Annotated in this window: 18 protein-coding genes and 2 tRNA genes; 10 read left to right on the plus strand and 10 right to left on the minus strand. The window is 64.1% G+C overall.

Annotation, left to right across the window (positions count from 1 at the left end):
- Window position 1: 1 nt before the first annotated feature.
- The 3 genes from Q0C42_RS17230 to Q0C42_RS17240 are packed head-to-tail and all read right to left on the minus strand — an operon-like array spanning window position 2 to window position 2,208.
- The gene (locus Q0C42_RS17230; RefSeq protein ID WP_295078765.1) at window positions 2-799 is read right to left on the minus strand and encodes a metallophosphoesterase; all 798 of its coding nucleotides are present in this window, start codon (window positions 797-799) and stop codon (window positions 2-4) included.
- Window positions 796-1,716 carry a diacylglycerol kinase family protein gene (locus tag Q0C42_RS17235; protein ID WP_295078768.1) on the minus strand — a complete coding sequence of 307 codons (921 nt, stop codon included), beginning with the start codon at window positions 1,714-1,716 and terminating at the stop codon, window positions 796-798. Before Q0C42_RS17235 ends, Q0C42_RS17230 begins: the two co-directional genes overlap by 4 nt.
- Window positions 1,717-1,740: 24 nt before the next feature.
- Window positions 1,741-2,208: a lytic transglycosylase domain-containing protein gene (locus Q0C42_RS17240; protein WP_295078772.1), complete on the minus strand. Its 468-nt coding sequence runs from the start codon at window positions 2,206-2,208 to the stop codon at window positions 1,741-1,743.
- A 320-nt stretch (window positions 2,209-2,528) separates the two neighbouring features.
- Between Q0C42_RS17240 and Q0C42_RS17245 the strand changes: the two genes are divergently transcribed.
- From Q0C42_RS17245 to pgi, 6 genes are all read left to right on the plus strand, one after another.
- Window positions 2,529-3,113 carry an HNH endonuclease gene (locus tag Q0C42_RS17245; RefSeq protein WP_295078775.1) on the plus strand — a complete coding sequence of 195 codons (585 nt, stop codon included), beginning with the start codon at window positions 2,529-2,531 and terminating at the stop codon, window positions 3,111-3,113.
- 84 nt (window positions 3,114-3,197) lie between these two features.
- Entirely contained in the window at window positions 3,198-4,133 is a 936-nt protein-coding gene (locus Q0C42_RS17250; RefSeq protein ID WP_295078778.1) for a DMT family transporter, read from the plus strand.
- Window positions 4,134-4,210: 77 nt separating this feature from the next.
- The gene (locus Q0C42_RS17255) at window positions 4,211-4,909 is read left to right on the plus strand and encodes an MgtC/SapB family protein (RefSeq protein WP_295078781.1); all 699 of its coding nucleotides are present in this window, start codon (window positions 4,211-4,213) and stop codon (window positions 4,907-4,909) included.
- 94 nt (window positions 4,910-5,003) lie between these two features.
- Entirely contained in the window at window positions 5,004-6,458 is a 1,455-nt protein-coding gene (gene zwf, locus Q0C42_RS17260; RefSeq protein ID WP_295078784.1) for a glucose-6-phosphate dehydrogenase, read from the plus strand.
- Window positions 6,455-7,126 (plus strand): 6-phosphogluconolactonase, encoded by a 672-nt coding sequence (gene pgl / locus Q0C42_RS17265; RefSeq protein WP_295078787.1) that lies wholly within the window; start codon window positions 6,455-6,457, stop codon window positions 7,124-7,126. The genes zwf and pgl overlap by 4 nt, the downstream gene beginning before the upstream one ends.
- 1 nt (window position 7,127) lies before the next feature.
- On the plus strand, window positions 7,128-8,726 hold the full coding sequence (pgi, locus tag Q0C42_RS17270) for a glucose-6-phosphate isomerase (protein ID WP_295078790.1): 1,599 nt from the start codon (window positions 7,128-7,130) through the stop codon (window positions 8,724-8,726).
- Between the two features lie 70 nt (window positions 8,727-8,796).
- Here the strand turns inward: pgi and Q0C42_RS17275 are convergent, their stop codons facing one another.
- From Q0C42_RS17275 to Q0C42_RS17285, 3 genes are all read right to left on the minus strand, one after another.
- Window positions 8,797-9,150, minus strand: a complete 354-nt coding sequence (locus Q0C42_RS17275) for a RidA family protein (protein ID WP_295078793.1) — start codon at window positions 9,148-9,150, stop codon at window positions 8,797-8,799.
- Between the two features lie 58 nt (window positions 9,151-9,208).
- Window positions 9,209-9,520, minus strand: a complete 312-nt coding sequence (locus Q0C42_RS17280; RefSeq protein ID WP_295078796.1) for a hypothetical protein — start codon at window positions 9,518-9,520, stop codon at window positions 9,209-9,211.
- Between the two features lie 71 nt (window positions 9,521-9,591).
- Window positions 9,592-9,665: transfer RNA gene (locus Q0C42_RS17285), tRNA-Gly, on the minus strand.
- Between the two features lie 489 nt (window positions 9,666-10,154).
- On the opposite strand from Q0C42_RS17285, the gene Q0C42_RS17290 reads away from it, so the two are divergent.
- On the plus strand, window positions 10,155-10,391 hold the full coding sequence (locus Q0C42_RS17290) for a hypothetical protein (RefSeq protein ID WP_295078799.1): 237 nt from the start codon (window positions 10,155-10,157) through the stop codon (window positions 10,389-10,391).
- Window positions 10,392-11,124: 733 nt separating this feature from the next.
- Here Q0C42_RS17290 and Q0C42_RS17295 read toward each other — a convergent pair.
- Together Q0C42_RS17295 and Q0C42_RS17300 are read right to left on the minus strand one after the other, a co-directional pair.
- A tRNA-Asn gene (locus Q0C42_RS17295) sits at window positions 11,125-11,199 on the minus strand.
- Window positions 11,200-11,268: 69 nt separating this feature from the next.
- On the minus strand, window positions 11,269-12,135 hold the full coding sequence (locus Q0C42_RS17300; protein WP_295078802.1) for an MBL fold metallo-hydrolase: 867 nt from the start codon (window positions 12,133-12,135) through the stop codon (window positions 11,269-11,271).
- 44 nt (window positions 12,136-12,179) lie between these two features.
- On the opposite strand from Q0C42_RS17300, the gene Q0C42_RS17305 reads away from it, so the two are divergent.
- Entirely contained in the window at window positions 12,180-13,499 is a 1,320-nt protein-coding gene (locus Q0C42_RS17305) for an ATP-binding protein (RefSeq protein ID WP_295078805.1), read from the plus strand.
- A 2-nt stretch (window positions 13,500-13,501) separates the two neighbouring features.
- Here Q0C42_RS17305 and Q0C42_RS17310 read toward each other — a convergent pair whose 3' ends face one another.
- Window positions 13,502-13,888, minus strand: coding sequence for a CAP domain-containing protein (locus Q0C42_RS17310; protein WP_295078808.1), 387 nt, complete (start codon window positions 13,886-13,888; stop codon window positions 13,502-13,504).
- A gap of 314 nt (window positions 13,889-14,202) precedes the next feature.
- Between Q0C42_RS17310 and Q0C42_RS17315 the strand changes: the two genes are divergently transcribed.
- On the plus strand, window positions 14,203-14,811 hold the full coding sequence (locus tag Q0C42_RS17315) for a CDP-alcohol phosphatidyltransferase family protein (RefSeq protein WP_295078811.1): 609 nt from the start codon (window positions 14,203-14,205) through the stop codon (window positions 14,809-14,811).
- On the opposite strand, the gene Q0C42_RS17320 is transcribed toward Q0C42_RS17315, so the two are convergent.
- Window positions 14,808-15,968, minus strand: a complete 1,161-nt coding sequence (locus Q0C42_RS17320; protein WP_295078814.1) for an FAD-binding domain-containing protein — start codon at window positions 15,966-15,968, stop codon at window positions 14,808-14,810. The two genes, Q0C42_RS17315 and Q0C42_RS17320, sit on opposite strands and share 4 nt — an antisense overlap.
- A gap of 155 nt (window positions 15,969-16,123) precedes the next feature.
- On the opposite strand from Q0C42_RS17320, the gene Q0C42_RS17325 reads away from it, so the two are divergent.
- Complete coding sequence (locus tag Q0C42_RS17325; protein ID WP_295078817.1) at window positions 16,124-16,756, plus strand: ATP-dependent Clp protease proteolytic subunit; 633 nt, start codon at window positions 16,124-16,126, stop codon at window positions 16,754-16,756.
- Window positions 16,757-16,847: the final 91 nt, after the last annotated feature.

Here is a 16,847-nt window from a genome sequence, read left to right on the forward strand (position 1 = left end):
GCTAGCTTTCGGCGAGCCGCCTCCAACCGTCGGCAGTCTTCAGGAAGCGCTGGGGGGCCGACGGCAGGAAAGGGCCTCCGCCGTGCGAAAGCCAATCGTGTCGCGTGACGCTGCCGGAACCCAGTTCGATCAGTGCAAAGTCGTTGGTCCTGGTCTTGAGGCGGGTGGAGATCGCGGTTCCGACCTGCAGGAACAGGACACCTGCTGCGGTTTCTGCAAAGCCCGCGTGGGGCATGTGGGTATGGCCAGAGAGGACGATGTCGGTTCCCGCGCGCGCCAGTGCCGCAAGCGCGGCGGCAGGCGCGGCCAGATCGGCCGGTGTGCCGTCCGAGGCTGGTACCGGCGCGTGATGCATCACCGCGATGCGCATCGCCTGGGTGGGAGCCCTGGCAAATGCGGTGTCCAGACGGCCTGCCGATGCGTCAGTCAGGTGCCCTGCCTTCCAGACCAGAGGATTGGCGGTGTTTATCCCCTGAAGGACCGCTCCCGGCAGTGAAACAAGCGGTTCAAGCTCGCGTCCGATGGCATGACGGTAGCGTGCAAAGGGTGCGGCAAGTCGAACGGGCAGGTTCCACAGCGGAGCGTCGTGGTTTCCGGGCACGCTGAGGACAGGTCCCGGCAGCTGGTCGATGAATGCCCGGGCGGCCGCGAACTGGTCCGGCTGCGCGCGCTGGGTCAGATCGCCCGAGATCACGGTGACGTCCGGCTGGAGCTTGTGCGCAAGATCAAGCAACGGTTGCACCAAACGGTGGTCGACCGCGCCGAAATGGACATCGGACAGATGCAGAAGCCGTGTCATCCCGACTTCACCACGGCCGGGTTGTTCGATGGGAGGATCACCTGCAATTGGTGATCGGCGATCTGGATGCGCAGCGGCAGTTGCATCTTCAGCTTTTCACCGTCCAGCGCCACCGCAATCCGGCGTCGCCCCTGCACCGCCACCGCGATCTGCCGCGGCGTCGAGACAAGAATATCGCGCCCGTGGTCGACCTTGCGGCGGATCAGCTTCCAGGCCAGGTGCAGAAAAGCCAGCCGGGTTTGCTGATGTGCCAGGAAAAGGACGAAGCGGTCGTCCGAAATGGCTTGCCCTCCCTCAAGGCCGAACTGGTCGAGCTGGTAAGCCGAGCGCGCCACAAACAGCATCGGCGTGCGGATGCGGTGCCGGGTTTCGTCCTGCAGTAGGTCCATCCGGTAGGGCCGCTGGAACCGCAGGATCGTCCGGAGCGAGGCAAGATGGGCCAGGATCCGGTAGCGCCCATAGCGCGCGTAGGTCGCCTCGCGTTCTTCCAGGATGGCCGGATAAAGTCCGATCGAGACGTTGTTCAGGAAGACGCGGCCATTCAGCGTGCCGACGGCGATGTCGTGCGGAGCGCCGTCGAGGATGGCGCGGGCAGCGGCTTCGGCTTCTTCGGGCATCTTCAGGCCGCGAGCGAAGTAGTTGAAGGTCCCCATCGGCAGCACGGCCAGGGCGACATCGCTTCCGGCCAGCGCATGGGCCACGCCTGCCACCGTGCCATCGCCACCCGCCGCGACAATGATGCGGAAGCCGTCCCGGATTGCGCGGGCCGCTTCGTCGGCTGGATCGCCCGAAAAGGCGCGCAGTTCGGCCCGCTTCCCGAAGACCGCCATTGCACGGTCCACGGCCCCGGGATTGCGCATGGCAGTTCCGGATCGGGGGTTCGACAAGACGCAGATGTCCGCTGTTCGGTCAGGCATCACACCCCCTTTGCTGCAGGGTATCTAGGTGCGCAGACCAGTTTCTTCCAGAAGGCCCTTCCGCTTGGCCTCGTAGTAGTAGCCGCGCGCGTACCAGCGGATTGCCTCGTCCTCGTCCCCGCCCGAAACCATCCAGGCGCCGCGCAGATACCTGCCGGCATAGGCAAGATTGGTTTCGGCATCCAGAAGACCCTCGGGCGGCCCTGCATAGCCCATCGTGCGGGCGGTCTGCGGCAGGATCTGCATAAGCCCGTAATAGGGGCCATTGCGGGCCCCGGCGTTGTAGCCGCTTTCGCGCTGGATGACGCGGTGCAAAAGGCTTTCCGGGATGTCGTGAATCGCGGCATAGCGGCGGATCAGCACCCGCATCTCGGGCGTCTCGCCGGGGTGAAGATCCCCGCGGGAGGCCCGGTCTCCAGGCGGACGCCGACCGCATCCGGCCACCAACGCGGCGGCGGCCATCAGGAGGATATTGCGACGATTGGGGAACATTGCACCGGCTCCGTGGCTTTTCAGGATGAGGGTTAGACGTGGCATTCCGCGCTGACAAGCCCGGGTCGGAGCCTACGGCGGGAACCGGCGTGCCAAGTTTTCGGGCGTCTGCCGCAATGGCCGTCGGTCGGTGGTTGCTGTCATGCTGCCGTTGCCGAGGTGTGCGAAGCCTTTGGGCGCTGCTCTGCGGCACTTGGTGTCACTCTGGCGCTTGGGGGTTGTCACGCCTGAAACGCCAGATATAGTTTCGAAACACGGGGCGGGACTCCCCGCCCTGCTGGCCCTGCGGTCGACGGGATAGGTGCGGAGTCTTGAACGGAATGGACGGCGATTTCAGAACCCAGTTTGTGCGCGATCCGGCGGCACTGAAGCACTACCCCGCGCTGGTGCTGAATGCCGACTATCGTCCGCTAAGCTACTACCCCCTCAGTCTCTGGCCCTGGCAGGAGGCGATCAAGGCCGCCTTCCTGGACCGCGTGCAGATCGTCGCGGAATACGACCAGACCGTCCGAAGCCAGCGGCAGGAGTTCAGGATACCTTCCGTCGTGGTCCTGAAAGAATTCGTAAGACCCCAGAAGCGCGTGGCATTCACGCGCTTCAATCTTTTTCTGCGGGACGAATTCTGCTGCCAGTATTGCAGCGCGAAGGGGGACCTGACGTTCGACCACGTGCTGCCCCGGTCCAAGGGCGGGATCACCAGCTGGGAGAACGTGGTCGCGGCCTGTTCCCCGTGCAACCTGCGCAAGGGCTCGCGGACCCTCAAACAGGCGGGGATGTACCTGAACCGGCAGCCGCGCGCCCCTTCGGCCGAGGAGATGCAGGCACATGGCCGGCGGTTCCCGCCAAACCATCTGCATGAAAGCTGGATGGACTATCTTTACTGGGACGCCGAACTGGAGGCCTAGCCCGACTGTTCCCCCAGGAACAGCGCGGATGCCGCGCCCCGTCTACCTTGCCCCGACGAGATGTCACGGGGCAGGAGTTCGGCGATGGTTGCAGCGGTTCACGGTGGGTCGTCCGCGGGCGTGATCCAGGTCATGGTCGCCGCGGCGCTTTGGGCTACGGTCGGGGTCGCAAGCAAACTGGTCCCGGCCACCGAGACCCTGTCGGATCTGGCGCTTGGGGTGTCGCGGCTGGCGGTGGGTGGCCCCGTCATTCTGGCGATTGCTTTGGTGATCCGGCACGAGGGGCTGCACCCGTTCCGCAGGCTGGAGCCTGGTGCGCTTTTTGGCTTTGCTGTGGGCTGCGCCGTGTTCCAGCTTTGCCTGTTCCGCGCCTTCACCCTTCTGGGCGTAACGGCGACGGTGTTCCTCACGGTCTGCCTGCCGCCCTTGTTGGCCTGCGGCTGGTCGCTTCTGCGCGGGCGGGCCGTCCTGACCCCTGCGGCGGTTGGGGCGCTGGCTCTGGCCTCGGCCGGACTGATTGTCTTTGCCGCAGGGAACTGGTCGGCCACCGCACCCGAAGCGCTGGTGCCGGGTCTGGCGCTGGCGGTGATAGCGTCGGTTGCCTTTGTCGCGATGACGGCATCCGCGCGGGAGATGACACGCGCGGTGGGCCCTCTGGTGGTCGTGGGGGCCGGGCTGACGCTGGCGGGACTTCTGATGCTGGCGGCGCTTCTTCTGGTCGATCCGGCTTCAGTTGCTCTTTCGGCGGAGGAAAGCTGGAAGGTGTTGGGCGTGACCCTCTATCTTGGCCTCGGGCCAACTGCGCTGGCCTATGTGGTCTACTGTTCGGGCATGGCCCGCTGTCGGTCCGCCGGACTGGGGCTGATCGCCTCGATGGTCGAACCCGGACTGGCGGCCCTTCTGGCCTGGATGGTCCTATCCGAGCGGCTGGGGCCGGCAGAATCCATTGGGTGCGCGCTGGTGATGGGGGCAATGGTGCTGCTATGGTGGTCGGAACGGGCCCATCCGGCTCTAGAGTAATGGCGCGGCCATCAGGGCTTTCCGAAAACTCGGAGCGGAACGGGCGTCCGCGCGATTCTGTGCGCAGGAGGCCTACCATGTTCACTCCACTTGAAGTCGCCGCGATCAACCTCGGAGTGGCGCTTGCCTGTGGGGCGGTCATCGGGTCAGAGCGCCAGATGCGGCAGCGGATGGCAGGTCTGCGGACCAATGCGCTGGTCGCGCTGGGGGCCGCAAGCTTCGTCATCTTCTCGGGGCTGTACCCGGATGAGGTCAGTCCGACCCGCGTGGCCGCGCAGATCGTGTCGGGGATCGGCTTTCTGGGGGCGGGGATCATTTTCCGCGACGGGTTCAACGTCCACGGGCTGAACACGGCGGCGACGCTGTGGTGCTCGGCCGGGGTGGGGATGATGGCCGGGCATGGCGCTTGGGAACATGCGCTCTTGCTGACCGCGATGGTGGTCTTCGTGAACCTTGGCCTGCGACCGCTGGTCAAGCTTCTGAAGCGCTATACCCGGGCGGGTGTGCCGGTGATCAAAGCCTACCGGGTGCAGGTCGCGGTAAACCCGGCGCAGGAGGCCGAGGTGCGCAGCCTGATGCTGCGGACCTTGTCGCTGGGGGGGCTGCATATCTCGGAGATTGGGGTCACCACAGCGGAAACGGGACAGGTGCTGGACCTTTCGGCGACAGTGACGGCGGAAATCGTTGGCGAAGTGGCGCTGGAACAGGCGGTGCAGCGCCTGGCCGCCGAGCCGGGCCTGATGCGCGTGCGGTGGGAGGCGCTGGAGGACGGCTGATGTTTCCCCCGGGGTCCGGCAATGCTAGACAGGGGGCGATGCAGGCTGTAGAAGGCCGCCGTTAGCGCTAACACAGCCCTCGCAGGAGACAATCATGGTTTCGCGCGTCATTCCGGTGGATGTCTTCGATCTGGTGATCTTCGGCGGCACGGGCGACCTGGCACGTCGAAAGATCCTGCCGGGCCTCTACCGGCGCTTTCTTGCGGGGCAGATGGTGGCCGAAAGCCGGATCATCGGTGCCGCCCGCGCGGATCTGACCGACGAAAGCTTCCGCGAGCAGGTCCGTGCAGCCATCGCGGAATTCGTGCCCAAAGCCCGGCAGGACGCGGCAGCGATCGAGGCGTTTCTGGGCCGTATCCACTATGTCTCGATCGACGCGACGGGGACCGGGGGTTGGGCGGCGCTGAAGGCGCTGATGCGCGAAAATGTGGTGCGGGCCTTCTACTTCTCGGTCGCGCCCAGCCTGTTCGGCGACATCGCACAGCGGCTTTCCGAACACGGGATCGCCGACGCCTGGAGCCGGATCGTGGTGGAAAAGCCGTTCGGCAGGGATCTGGCCTCGGCGAGGACGCTGAACGCCGTGTTGGCCAAGCACTTCAACGAAACGCAGATATACCGGATCGATCACTATCTGGGCAAGGAGACAGTCCAGAACCTGATGGCGGTCCGTTTCGCCAACATCCTGTTCGAGCCCTTGTGGAAGGCCGAATACATCGACCACGTCCAGATCACCGTGGCGGAAACCGTCGGCGTCGACGGGCGTGGGGCCTATTACGACAAGTCGGGCGCGATGCGGGACATGGTGCAGAACCACCTGATGCAGCTTCTGTGCCTTATCGCGATGGAGCCACCGTACCACTTCGACCCCGACGCGGTGCGGGACGAAAAGCTCAAGGTGATCCGCGCACTGAAGCCGGTGCCGCCCGAGGACATTGTTCGCGGCCAGTATGGCGCGGGTGGAGGAGAGAAGGGGTATGTGGCGCACAGCGAGAACCCGGCGTCGAAGACAGAAAGCTATATCGCGCTGAAGGTGCAGGTGTCGAACTGGCGCTGGCAGGGGGTGCCGTTCTACCTGCGCACCGGCAAGCGCCTGCGGGCGCGGGCATCCGAGATTGCAATCACCTTCAAACAGCCGCCCCATGCGATCTTTGACGACGCAAGCGGCTGGCATGAGAACGTGCTGGTCATCCGGCTGCAGCCGAATGAGGGGATGAATCTGATGGTGATGATCAAGGAACCGGGGCCGGGCGGCATGCGCCTAATGCAGGTGCCCTTGGACATGTCCTTTGCCGCCGTCCTGGGGGCGGAGGCGGACGAAGCCCCCGATGCCTATGAGCGCCTGATCATGGACGTCATCCGCGGAAACCAGACGCTCTTCATGCGCGGGGACGAAGTCGAAGCCGCCTGGGCCTGGACCGATCCCATCATCGAGGGTTGGGAAGGCCGGGGCGACAAGCCGCAGACCTACGACCCCGGATCCTCGGGTCCGGAGGACGCGTTGATGCTGATGCACCGCGACGGGCGGCGCTGGCGGGAGATACGCGAATGAGACTGGAAACCTATCCGGACCGGGAGTTCCTGATGCTGGGTCTGGCGAATACCATCGCCGGGCAGCTTGCAGATTTCCTGCGGCGGGAGGGGAAGGCGACATTGTCGGTGCCAGGCGGGACGACTCCCGGACCGATCTTCGACACGCTGTCGGGGGTGGATCTTGACTGGGCCAACGTGGCGGTCGTGCTGAACGACGAACGCTGGGTGCCCGAATCCAGCGAACGGTCGAATACCCGGCTGGTGCGTGAGCGGTTGCTGCGCGGCCGGGCAGCACAGGCGCAGCTCGTGCCGCTTTACGCCCCGGCGGATCAGCCGGAAGAGATCCTGGCCGCGCTGGAGGACGGGCTGAAGCCGCATCTGCCGATCTCCGTGCTGCTGCTTGGCATGGGCGCGGACATGCATACCGCAAGTCTCTTTCCCGGCGCAGACCGGCTGGAGGAGGCATTGTCGGCCTCGGCGCCGCTTGTGTTGCCGATGCGGGCCGAAGCGGCGGGCGAGCCGCGGATCACGCTGACCGCCCCGGTGCTGCGCGGGGCGTTCAACATCCACATCCTGATCACCGGGCCAGAGAAGCGCGCGGCGCTGGAGCGAGCGATGACCCTGACCCCGATGGAGGCGCCGGTGCGCGCCGTCCTTGACAACGCAACCGTGCACTGGGCGGAATGAAATGAGCAAATGGGCTGACCTGCAGCGCCTGCAGGACCTGAACAAGGGCCGACATATCCTTGATCTGTTTGACGATAATCGCGCGGCGGAGTTCTCCGTTTCTGTCGACGGAATGCTGTTCGACTATTCGAAGACCAGCATCGATGCGGACATTCGCGCTTCTCTGGTGAAGCTGGCCGAGGTGTCGGGCCTGGCCGACAAGCGGGCCGCGATGTTCGGAGGTGCAAAGATCAATGATACCGAAGGCCGGGCGGTGCTGCACGTGGCACTGCGGGCCGGCGACGATGCGGTGATCACGGTCGATGGTGCGGACGTGCTGCCCGCCGTGCGTCGCATTCGCGCGGACTGTGCTGGCTTTGCGCGGGATGTGCGATCGGGCGCCTTCAAGGGGCAGGGCGGCAGGATCACCGATGTGGTGAACATCGGGATAGGTGGCTCTGATCTCGGGCCGGCAATGGCCTACCTCGCGCTGGCCCCGTTTGCGGACGGGCCGCGCTGTCATTTCGTCTCGAACGTCGACGGGGCGCATATCCACGACACGTTGCGCGGATTGAACCCGGAAACGACGCTGGTGATCGTTGCCTCGAAGACCTTCACCACGATCGAGACGATGACCAACGCCGATACTGCGAAACGCTGGATGGAGACGAAGGTCGCGGACCCCGCCGCGCAGTTCGCGGCCGTCAGCACGGCGGGCGACAAGACCGCCGCCTATGGCATTGATCCGGCGCGGGTTTTCGGGTTCGAGGATTGGGTTGGCGGGCGCTATTCGATGTGGGGGCCGATTGGCCTGTCGCTGATGATCGCCGTTGGACCGGAGACGTTTGACCAGTTCCTGGCCGGTGGCCGGGCGATGGACCAGCACTTCCTGAACGCGCCGCTTGCGGCGAACATGCCGGTTATGCTGGCCTTGGTGGGCGTTTGGCACAACCAGATCTGCGGGCATACCACCCGAGCGGTTCTGCCATATGATCAGCGACTTAGCCGCCTTCCCGCATATCTTCAGCAGCTGGAAATGGAATCCAACGGCAAGCGGGTTGCCATCGACGGTTCAGACCTGGAAACCCACTCCGGTCCCGTGGTCTGGGGCGAGCCGGGGACGAACGGTCAGCACGCCTTTTACCAGCTGATCCACCAGGGGACGCGCGTGGTGCCCTGCGAATTCCTGGTGGCCCGCCGTGGCCACGAGCCCGACCTTGCGGATCAGCACCTGCTTCTGGTGTCGAACTGCCTTGCGCAGGCCGAGGCGCTTCTGCGCGGCCGGTCGCTGGAGGAGGCGCGGGCGATCATGGCGAAGAAGGGGGCTACCGGTGCCGAGTTGGAACGCCAGGCCCGACATCGGGTCTTCCCGGGAAACCGCCCGTCGACGGTGCTCGCCTATGACCAGCTGACGCCCTTCGTCCTGGGTCAGATCATCGCGCTTTATGAGCATCGCGTGTTCGTCGAAGGCGTGATCCTGGGGATCAACTCCTACGACCAGTGGGGGGTGGAGCTGGGCAAGGAGCTCGCCCTGGCGCTTCAGCCGGTGCTGGAGGGCAAGGCGGAGACCTCGGGCAAGGACGGGTCCACTGCGGCGCTTGTCAGCTTCCTGCGGACCTGAACCGTGCAAGACAAAAGAACCGGAGCTTTCCGCTCCGGTCCTTTGCATTTCAGGCCCCTGGGAGCCGACGTTACTTCAATGCGACGGTGACGATGACCTCGACCTTGTAGTCGGGCGTCGCAAGCTTCGCCTCGCCGGTCGCGCGGGCCGGGGTATGACCCTGCGGCACCCAGGTATCCCAGACCGAGTTCATTTCCGGGAACGTCGCCATATCCGCCAGCCAGATCTGCGCCGAAAGAATCCGGGTCTTGTCGGTGCCAGCCTTTGCCAGGATCGCATCGATGGCAGCCAAAGCCTGACGGGTCTGGTCGGCGACCGAACCGCCGGGCTCGCCCAACTGGCCGGCGACCCAGAGAATGCCGTTGTAGGCGACGGCCTCGGACATGCGGGGGCCTATGCCGTGGCGGATGATGTCGGTGTTCATGTGGTTTCTCCTGATGGCGTCGGGCGGCTGATTAGCCGGTTCGGGGTCCGAACGAAAGCTACTTCACGCGAACGCAGTTGAACTGGTCGCCGGACTGTCCCGAAACCCAGGTCAGGCCCGTCGCGGTGACCGCTCCAAGGGCGATGACATAGCCGTTCGAGAACCGCAGCGTGTAATTGTCGCCGCTCCTCGCCACATTTCCGATTGGATAGGTCGTCGTGCCGTCGTTGTAGGTGGCGTTGGTGAAGGTGAAGGTCTCGATTCCGCAATCCCAGCTGCCGACGAAGTCATAGGGTTCGGATGGGCCGTTTTTCTGGACACAGGCGCCAAGCGCGAGGCAGAGAGGCAGGGCCAGAAAACGTGCGGACATACAGAGCCTCCGGATAAGCGACTGACCAAGGCATAAGCGCCGGAGCCACCGTGTCAATCCTGGAGAGGCGGTGGAGCGGGTGAAGGGAATCGAACCCTCGTCGTAAGCTTGGGAAGCTTCTGCTCTACCATTGAGCTACACCCGCGTAGTTCTGGATTTAGCCATTCCAGTGCAGGAAGGCAAGCCGCTCGCGGGGCATATTGCGTGCATCCATACACGCGGAATGCCTGCCATGAGTAGAGATTTCTGTCTGGAAGTGGGTTCTTGTCAGGAGGTGGTTTCGGTCGATCTCAGTCTTCTAGAGACCTGTGCGGCACCGTCGGATTGGATTGCGCGCGGGTTTGGCATGCCGTCTGTGGAGTTGCCTGCACGACCCGGATGCATGGGACGTGAGCCTGTGGATGAAGCTGTCAGCTTCATCGCCGATCGACGGAAGATCGACACGGGGCGCGCAGGGAACTCCTCCGCTCTCACGGCGACCAGGGCAGACCCAGTGTGACATAATGATCGAGGAAAGTGCATTTTCGACCTCAGCTTGGATCAAATTCACACCGGTGGAAGTTTCTCAAGGGCTACGGACCGGCCTTCGTCTGACAGGCGGCACGACCAACTTTCACCAAAAGGAAAAAATCCAATGAAACTGCTTGCCTTGACCCTGACGCTCCTCGTCGCAGTACCAGCTAACGCGGGCGGACCAGTGATCATCGATGAACCACCCGAAGAGGGACGCCCTGTTGCGATCCTGTCACCCGGCGAGAAGATTGCCCTTACCGCAGGACTTATCCTGGTCGGAGCGTTTCTTTTGGGCGGTGGCGGGTCCGACGACTGCCCCTGCAATACGCCCGGCGAAGCAGGTCAGTGCACCTGCTAGGCTTTTCTGGTTGCAGGTCTCGTCGGGCTCTGATCCGCGATCTAGCTGCATCAGTGAAAGCTGGTGCGGCCTCAATTGCCCGTGCCACTGACCCGGTGCCCTTGTTGGAAGGCAGCACCCTGCGAGACGAGGGAAGGTCGCGATAAGTTCTTGCATGTCCGGCTTCGCTCTATTCCCGCTGGCTATCGTCGTCATGCCAACGGCGTCCTCGACCTCCGCAACCACGGCTCGGCCGAGATCCGGGCGAGGTGCGCGACTTGTCGGAAGAGCATGGAGTGGAGAAGCCGGACAGCATTCAGTCGGACCAACTCCAAAGGGCGCAGCCGGATCAATGTGCACCAGCCATGATGGAAAGTAGGTGCCCGGCAAAGGGAATGAAATGCCGGGCACCTCGACGCAGCCGTAGACAGGTGCCGCCGAATATCCCGAAAATTCTTGCCACTTATGCCGATCCAACTCTGTGCAATCCGGAAGTGTTCCGGCCCGTTGGAAGGAAATTGCAATATTTTTGGTAGTTTAGGGTGAGCGGAATCGGCTGTTAATGGTCCGTTCATCGGGGCGCCGGCCACCGCCAGAACCGCCTCGGTAAAGCCGCCTGACCAGGAGTGCTTCTACCGACTGGCACCGCTTGGGCGAAGCATTTCGTTTCTGGTGATGAATTAGTTGACCTGCCAGCAATTGAGAGAAAGGCGGTTTTCGCCCGGTCTCTTAACCAGCTGTAAACCTAAGAATTTGGCTCCGGCGGTAGGGATCGAACCTACGACCAATTGATTAACAGTCAACTGCTCTACCGCTGAGCTACGCCGGAACACGGGGCGGTCTATAGCAAGGCCCTTCCGGTGCGGCAAGGGCAAATCGCGGGAAAAGATGGGCAGTCTCACAACCGGCTGAATTCGGCATCGGGAAGCAAGGACGGCGTGGCAGTGATCTCGCTTCTGGAAGCCAGATCAATGAGATGGGCGAAGACGTTCCGGGCGGCTGCGGGCACGAGATGGAACGGGATGTCGTGATAGATGCGCGCGGTCAGTTGCGGAATGCGGGCGGGGCCGGTCTCCAGCGCCTCCAGGATCTGCCGTTCGCGTTGTAATCGGTGCGCGATCAGGTCCCGAACCCGTTCGGTGGGGTGATCCACAGCCGCCCCGTGTCCCGGAAGGAAACGCTGCCACGGGCTATCCTCCAACTGGGCGAGCGAAGCCATATAGGCCCCCATGTCGCCATCGGGCGGCGAGACAATCGAGGTCGACCATCCCATCACATGATCGCCCGAAAACAGCGTATCGCCCAAAGCGAAGCAAAGATGTCCGCCCAGATGGCCCGGGGTGTGCAGGGCGGCAAGGCTCCAGTCCGGACCATGAAGGTTCTGGCCGTCGACGACGCGGTGATCCGGAGCGAAGGCGCGGTCCAGCCCCTCGCCTTGGTCGGGCAGGGTGGGGGCCAGAGCCGTCATCATCGGGCTGCGGCCGTCCGTCGCGCCGCCGAAGGCGTGGATGGCTGCGCCCGTTGCATCCGAAAGGCGGCGAGCCAGCGCGGAGTGGTCAAGATGTGCATGCGTCACCAGGATATGGCCGATGCGCTGTCCCGGCCCGACGGCGTGGAGAATTGCCGCAAGGTGCGCTGGGTCGTCGGGGCCGGGGTCGATCACGGCGAGGTTGGTGGCACCCACCAGCCAGGTGTTGGTCCCGCTTCCGGTCAAGGGCGACGGGTTCGGCGCAAGAAGATGTCGGATCGGCGGGTCGCTGGTCATCTGGGTCTCGGCTTTCCAAGCAGGGAAGGTAACGATAGTCTGCAATGGCAATGTCTGTCTTTCAGCGTCTTCTTCCCAGAGGTCTATATGGTCGCGCGGCACTGATCTTGATCGTGCCGATCGTGGCCTTGCAGCTGGTCTTCTCGTCGGAATTCATCCAGCGCTTCTATGAAGATGTCACCAGCCAGATGACGCAAGGCGTCGCAATCGACCTTGAGTTCCTTTTGGACCAGGTCGAGGCCAGTGCCGACATTGCAGACGCCCGCGCGCGGGTTGTGCCTTTGGCCGCGGCTCTGGAGATCGGGCTGACGATTCCCGCCGGACCCGATGCGCCGCTGGTGGACAAGCGACCCTTCATCGATCTGTCGGGCAATACGATCATATCGACGCTGCGTGAGCGTTTGCCCACCCTGGTGGCCGTCGATCTGACCGGCGAAAACCGCATGGTGGCGTTGCGCTTCGACACCGCGGTCGGTCCCATCCTGGCCGAGGTGAGCCGACGCCGGATGTCGGCCGCGAATCCGCACCAGCTGATGGTGCTGATGATCTTTGCCTCGATTCTCCTGACGATCATCGCCTACATCTTCCTGCGTCGGCAACTTCGCCCGATTACCAAGCTGGCCGAAGCGGCCGAGGAGTTCGGCAAGGGGCGTACTGTCGACTACCGGCCACGCGGGGCACAGGAGGTGCGAGCCGCAGGGCGGGCGTTCATGGACATGCGGGGCCGGATCGAGCGCCAGATCGAGCAGCGGACGCTTATGCTGTCCGGTGTAAGCCACGACCTGCGCACGCCGCTCACGCGGATGCGGCTGGCGCTGTCGCTGATGCCCGAGGATCCCGAGGTTGAGGCATTGCAAGCCGACGTCGTGCAGATGGAGCGCATGGTGGACGAGTTTCTGGCGTTTGTCCGCGGCGATGCGATGGAGGGCTCGCAGTCGACCGATGCCGTGGCCCTGGTCCGGGGCGTTGTAGAGAAGACCGACGGCGCGGTTGCCCTGGTGGCAGTGGACGGGGTGCCGGACAGCGTCGAGATGCGGCCGCAAGCGGTTATCCGGGCGGTGGATAACCTTATTGCAAACGCCCAGCGTTACGGCAAGCGGGTGGAAGTGCGGCTGATCTTCCTGGAGCGCAGTCTGAGGATCGTGGTCGAAGACGACGGCCCGGGGATTCCGACCGAGCGCCGGGAAGAAGCGCTGCGGCCGTTCACGCGGCTTGACTCCTCACGCGATCCGAACCGGGGAGCCGGGGTCGGGCTGGGATTGTCGATCGCGTCGGACATCGCCCTCAGCCATGGCGGCGCGCTGCGGCTTTCGCAAAGCGCCGCGCTTGGCGGTCTCAGGGCCGAGTTGGTGATCGCGCGGTAAGCCTATTTCGAGGCGCCGACTACGATGATCCAGTGCAGCTTGTTGTCAGGCGCCGGGCTGACGGCGATGCCAACTCCCACTTCGCGCGCTTTGCGCAGCAGGATGTTGTCCTTGTGCTTTGGCGAGTTCATCCACCATTCGACAGCCCGCGCCCCCGAGGCAAACCCGCGTCCGGTGTTTTCGGCGGCGGTGCGGAATGCGTATCCCGCGCGCCGCAGCCGGGTCTTCAGCGTCCCGCCATCTGACGACGTATGGCTGATCGACTTGCGCTTGGCATTGTCGCAGGCATGACCCTGCGCGGCCTTGTCGAGCTTGGCCGAAATCACCAGCGCAGGAAGTCCGCGGTCCTTGCGCTCGGCATTCAGGTGGCTGAGCAGCTCCTGCTGCATGCCCGCGGAATTGCCCGGAACTGTGCAGCCGGCTTGGGCCGCGGCAGCGAGGCTGAGAAAAACAGCTGCGGTGGCAGCCGCAACAGTCGAGCACTTCGGCATGATTGGTCCCCCATCAGTAGCACCATTTCAGATTCCGCATCAGTTGGGCCAGAATCAGGCAGAATGTGGCGCAAACCGTGAAATACGCGAGAAAGGTCCTGGTTGCCACTCAATCCTGGGTTGCATACGCCAAGTCTCGCCGCTGGCCTGCGGAAACGTGAAAACTGTTGCAGCCGGTTCGTGCCATGGTGCCGTGGTGGCAGGGAGGCGACATGCTGGACGGAATGATCCGCGGAGTGATCGATGTGCCCCTTGACCGGGGTGGACGCTGGCTTGCCGCCCGTGGCGCTTCGGCGGACGTGGTCACACTTGTCGGGCTGCTGGTCGGTCTCACTGCGGCGGGGATGGTCGGGCTCGGCTACAGCGGTTTCCTGGTCGCATCGCTGGTCCTTGCCAGCCGTCTGGCGGACGGATTGGACGGTGCAGTTGCGCGGGCGCGGGGCAAGTCCGATTTCGGTGGCTACCTGGACATCGTCTGCGACTTCACCTTTTACGGCGCTATCCCTCTGGCTTTCGTACTTCTTGATCCCGGCGCGAACGGGGCGGCTGGCGCATTCCTGTTGGCCAGTTTCTACGTCAACGGCGCGACCTTTCTGGGCTATGCGGTCCTTGCCGCAAAGCAGGGCATGGAAACCCGGTCGCGGGGAGAAAAGTCGCTGTATTTCACCGCGGGACTTCTGGAAGGGACGGAAACCATCGTCTTCTTCCTGCTGATCGTCCTTTTCCCGGTGCTGTTCGTCCCTGCGGCCTGGACCTTTGGTGCCCTGTGCCTGGTCACAGCCGCCGCTCGCGTGACGCTGGCGGTCCGGACCTTCCGCTAACCCATCACGGCTTCACGGAACCGGAAAAACCCATGCGTCGCATGCGGCCAAGCCGCCCGGTCATGCGGCCGAAGGACCCGGACCAGCCGGATGCCGCGCGGGTCTGCCATGTGCTGGAGAATGGCCAGCTGTTCGGCAATCGGGCCGGTCGGCGCGTAGGCGGTGACGATCTGGCGGCACCCTTCGCGCTCTGCGAGATCCAGGATCATCCGGGGCTCAGTTTCGACCGGCGCATCGGGTGCCTGCAGGTTTTCCAGCGCATCGGCAATGGCCGCGCGCGTGAAGTGGTGCACGGGTTCCGCGACGGCAAGGGGCGAACGACCCGCAGCAAAGGTCAGGACACCCACCGCTTTGGGGCGCAAGCCCTGGTCCAGCAGGAACTGCGGGCAAAGGTCCTCTTCGGTGACAAGAAGAAGCGTGGGGGCGTCCCAGTCGGGGTCGTCGCCCGGTGGTGGAGGAAGCGGGGCGGGCAGGGGGGGCAAAGCCAGTGGTCGTGCCGCCGGGGCCAGACCGTCGGGGCGGAAGCGGCCGTGGGTGTTGGTGGCTATGTTCTCGGCTGTCGCAAGATACGTCTTGCCCGGAGTGTGCAGCCCGGCGACCCAGCGCCATGACAAGGTGTTCGAAGCCGGGTCACCGTCGATCAGGTGGCGCAGGAAGAAGTCGGCCCCAAGCTCCCAAGGCAGGTCCAGGGTGAAGACCCAGATCGAGGCGAACCACATGCGCGCGTGGTTGTGGAGGTAGCCCGAGGCAACCAGCTCCTTCGCCCAGTGGTCAAACCCGTCGATCCCCGTCTCTCCCAGCATCGCGGTCTCGGCGCGTGTTGCAAGACCGGGTTCCACCGCCAGCCGGTTCAACGCCGCCGTGACGCCCTGTCGATAGGCCGACCAGACACCGGGCCGCAATTCCAGCCAACCCTTCCAGTAGGTTCGCCACCAGACCTCGGCCAGGAACTTCTCGGCACCCCCCGAATGCGAGTTCAATGTCGCCGCGATCACCTCGGCCTCTGTCACCATCCGGTGCCGCAGCCAGGGCGACAGTGTCGAGACATGCGGATGGCCGGGAAGCTCAAGATTCCGCAGAGCCGCATAGTCGCGGCCAGCGCGGGGCAGGAAGGCGGTCAAGCGGCCAAGGCCGGCGGCGCGGGTGGGCGTGAACATGGCTAGGGTCTAGGTCGCCGGGCCGGTGATTCAAGCCTGCATCACCCCTTCGGCAAAAGCGACGGGGGTGCCTTGCAGCCCCCGTGTCACCCCACTAAGACTCTCGCAATACATTCGACGATATTCCTCGGAAAAGACAGAAGAGGCAGGCACCGATGCGCGATCCCGTTGATCACTACATGAACACGCTCGTCCCCATGGTCGTCGAACAGACGAGCCGAGGGGAACGCGCCTACGACATCTTCAGCCGCCTCTTGAAGGAACGGATCATCTTCCTGGGCGGTCCCGTGCACGACGGCATGTCCAGCCTGATCTGCGCCCAGCTGCTGTTCCTGGAATCGGAAAACCCGTCCAAGGAAATCAGCATGTACATCAACAGCCCCGGCGGTGTCGTGACCGCGGGCCTGTCGATCTACGATACGATGCAATACATCCGGCCGAAGATTTCGACCCTTGTGATCGGACAGGCGGCCTCGATGGGCTCGCTTCTGCTCACGGCCGGGGAAAAGGGCATGCGCTTCAGCCTGCCGAACAGCCGGGTCATGGTGCACCAGCCCTCGGGCGGTTATCAGGGCCAGGCGACGGATATCATGATCCACGCGCGGGAAACCGAGAAGCTGAAACGCCGGTTGAACGAGATCTACGTCAAACACACCGGCAACGACTACGACACTGTCGAAGCGGCGCTCGAGAGGGACAACTTCATGTCGGCCGAAGATGCCAAGGCCTGGGGCCTGATCGACCAGATCCTGGAAAGCCGCGGAAAGGCCGACGATACGTCGAAGTGACGCCCCATTCCCGCCGGATGGTCCGGCGGGATTTTCGCATTGTGGTGCCTTGGGGGTTGGCCTAAACTTCCAGCAAGGCACCGGCCCCTTC

The sequence above is a fragment of the Tabrizicola sp. genome (assembly GCF_022842145.1).
GTDB lineage: Bacteria > Pseudomonadota > Alphaproteobacteria > Rhodobacterales > Rhodobacteraceae > Tabrizicola.

What these genes read in the sequence shown, in the direction of transcription:
- Q0C42_RS17280 (WP_295078796.1), bottom strand. Translation starts at nt 9,520, where the DNA reads ATGTCCGCACGTTTTCTGGCCCTGCCTCTCTGCCTCGCGCTTGGCGCC.
- Q0C42_RS17235 (WP_295078768.1), bottom strand. Translation starts at nt 1,716, where the DNA reads ATGCCTGACCGAACAGCGGACATCTGCGTCTTGTCGAACCCCCGATCC.
- Q0C42_RS17315 (WP_295078811.1), top strand. Translation starts at nt 14,203, where the DNA reads ATGCTGGACGGAATGATCCGCGGAGTGATCGATGTGCCCCTTGACCGG.
- Q0C42_RS17240 (WP_295078772.1), bottom strand. Translation starts at nt 2,208, where the DNA reads ATGTTCCCCAATCGTCGCAATATCCTCCTGATGGCCGCCGCCGCGTTG.
- Q0C42_RS17325 (WP_295078817.1), top strand. Translation starts at nt 16,124, where the DNA reads ATGCGCGATCCCGTTGATCACTACATGAACACGCTCGTCCCCATGGTC.
- pgl (WP_295078787.1), top strand. Translation starts at nt 6,455, where the DNA reads ATGAGACTGGAAACCTATCCGGACCGGGAGTTCCTGATGCTGGGTCTG.
- Q0C42_RS17275 (WP_295078793.1), bottom strand. Translation starts at nt 9,150, where the DNA reads ATGAACACCGACATCATCCGCCACGGCATAGGCCCCCGCATGTCCGAG.
- Q0C42_RS17305 (WP_295078805.1), top strand. Translation starts at nt 12,180, where the DNA reads ATGGCAATGTCTGTCTTTCAGCGTCTTCTTCCCAGAGGTCTATATGGT.
- Q0C42_RS17320 (WP_295078814.1), bottom strand. Translation starts at nt 15,968, where the DNA reads ATGTTCACGCCCACCCGCGCCGCCGGCCTTGGCCGCTTGACCGCCTTC.
- Q0C42_RS17250 (WP_295078778.1), top strand. Translation starts at nt 3,198, where the DNA reads ATGGTTGCAGCGGTTCACGGTGGGTCGTCCGCGGGCGTGATCCAGGTC.
- Q0C42_RS17300 (WP_295078802.1), bottom strand. Translation starts at nt 12,135, where the DNA reads ATGACCAGCGACCCGCCGATCCGACATCTTCTTGCGCCGAACCCGTCG.
- zwf (WP_295078784.1), top strand. Translation starts at nt 5,004, where the DNA reads ATGGTTTCGCGCGTCATTCCGGTGGATGTCTTCGATCTGGTGATCTTC.
- Q0C42_RS17245 (WP_295078775.1), top strand. Translation starts at nt 2,529, where the DNA reads ATGGACGGCGATTTCAGAACCCAGTTTGTGCGCGATCCGGCGGCACTG.
- pgi (WP_295078790.1), top strand. Translation starts at nt 7,128, where the DNA reads ATGAGCAAATGGGCTGACCTGCAGCGCCTGCAGGACCTGAACAAGGGC.
- Q0C42_RS17255 (WP_295078781.1), top strand. Translation starts at nt 4,211, where the DNA reads ATGTTCACTCCACTTGAAGTCGCCGCGATCAACCTCGGAGTGGCGCTT.
- Q0C42_RS17230 (WP_295078765.1), bottom strand. Translation starts at nt 799, where the DNA reads ATGACACGGCTTCTGCATCTGTCCGATGTCCATTTCGGCGCGGTCGAC.
- Q0C42_RS17290 (WP_295078799.1), top strand. Translation starts at nt 10,155, where the DNA reads ATGAAACTGCTTGCCTTGACCCTGACGCTCCTCGTCGCAGTACCAGCT.
- Q0C42_RS17310 (WP_295078808.1), bottom strand. Translation starts at nt 13,888, where the DNA reads ATGCAGCAGGAGCTGCTCAGCCACCTGAATGCCGAGCGCAAGGACCGC.